The 884-nt window shown below is 60.2% G+C and carries 2 protein-coding genes; both read left to right on the forward strand.

The annotated features are described in order from the left end of the window. The first annotated feature begins 6 nt into the window (after positions 1-6). Positions 7-96 carry a hypothetical protein gene (locus tag NMG70_RS33085; RefSeq protein WP_367185603.1) on the forward strand — a complete coding sequence of 30 codons (90 nt, stop codon included), beginning with the start codon at positions 7-9 and terminating at the stop codon, positions 94-96. A gap of 24 nt (positions 97-120) precedes the next feature. Then, the coding region (locus NMG70_RS27355; protein ID WP_254027397.1) for an IS256 family transposase at positions 121-884 on the forward strand (764 nt) is incomplete at its 3' end.

Here is an 884-nt window from a genome sequence, read left to right on the forward strand (position 1 = left end):
GTAGCGATCCGCGAAGTCCTGCCCGAGGCAGTCTGGCAGCGCTGTTACGTGCACTTCCTCAGGGGACTGTCAGGAATTCTGTGCGCGAGGCCATGATGATGGAAAGGAGAGAATCATCACATGGCTATCGAGAGAGAACTTCTGGACCAACTGCTTGCCGGCCGCGATCCGAATGAGGTGTTTGCCAAGGACGGATTGCTCGACGATCTGAAGAGGGCGCTTTCGGAGCGCATTCTGAATGCTGAGCTCGACGAGCATCTCGAGGAGGAACGCAGTGAAGGCGGTGTCAATCGCCGCAACGGCCATTCGCGAAAGTCGGTTCTGACGGGCACATCTAAGATGACGCTGTCGATCCCGCGCGACCGGGCCGGGACCTTCGATCCGAAGCTGATCGCCAAATACCAGCGCCGCTTTCCCGATTTCGACGACAAGATCATCTCCATGTATGCGCGCGGCATGACGGTGCGCGAGATCCGCGGCCATCTGGAGGAGCTCTACGGCATCGACGTGTCGCCGGACCTGATTTCGGCCGTCACCGACGCCGTCCTGGAGGAAGTGGCCGAGTGGCAGAACCGCCCGCTGGATGCGGTCTATCCGCTCGTCTTCTTCGATGCGATCCGGGTCAAGATCAGGGACGAGGGCTTCGTGCGCAACAAGGCCGTCTACATCGCGCTCGGCATCCTGCCGGATGGCACGAAGGAGATCCTCGGCATTTGGATCGAACAGACCGAGGGCGCCAAGTTCTGGCTGCGTGTCATGAACGAGCTGAAGAGCCGTGGCGTCGGCGATATCCTCATCGCCGTCGTCGATGGACTGAAAGGCTTCCCCGAAGCAATCAACGCCGTCTTTCCGCAGACCGTAGTCCAGACCTGCATCGTGCACCT

Origin of the sequence: Mesorhizobium ventifaucium (genome assembly GCF_935822925.1) — a bacterium.
GTDB classification, from domain to species: Bacteria; Pseudomonadota; Alphaproteobacteria; order Rhizobiales; family Rhizobiaceae; genus Mesorhizobium; species Mesorhizobium ventifaucium.